Annotated in this window: 1 protein-coding gene; it reads left to right on the forward strand. The window is 55.4% G+C overall.

Going from position 1 to position 352, the window contains the following annotated elements; genetic code table 11:
* On the forward strand, window positions 1–352 hold a 352-nt coding region (locus EIZ58_RS32870), incomplete at both ends, for a histidine phosphatase family protein (protein WP_205672461.1).

Consider the following 352-nt stretch of genomic DNA (forward strand, 5'->3'; position numbering starts at 1 on the left):
AAACGCAGTGGAACGCCGAGCGACGTATTCAGGGCCAGTCTGACAGCCCGCTGACCGCCAAAGGTGAGCAACAGGCGATGCAGGTGGCAACCCGTGCCAAAGAGCTTGGCATTACGCATATTATCAGTAGCGATTTAGGACGCACCCGGCGTACGGCGGAAATCATCGCCCAGGCCTGCGGCTGTGACATCATCTTTGATTCTCGCCTGCGTGAATTAAACATGGGTGTGCTGGAAAAAAGACATATCGATTCTCTGACCGAAGAAGAAGAGAACTGGCGTCGGCAGCTGGTCAATGGCACCGTTGACGGGCGTATTCCTGAAGGCGAGTCAATGCAGGAGCTCAGCGATCG

The organism is Ammoniphilus sp. YIM 78166, assembly GCF_004522215.1.
GTDB lineage: Bacteria > Bacillota > Bacilli > Aneurinibacillales > RAOX-1 > YIM-78166.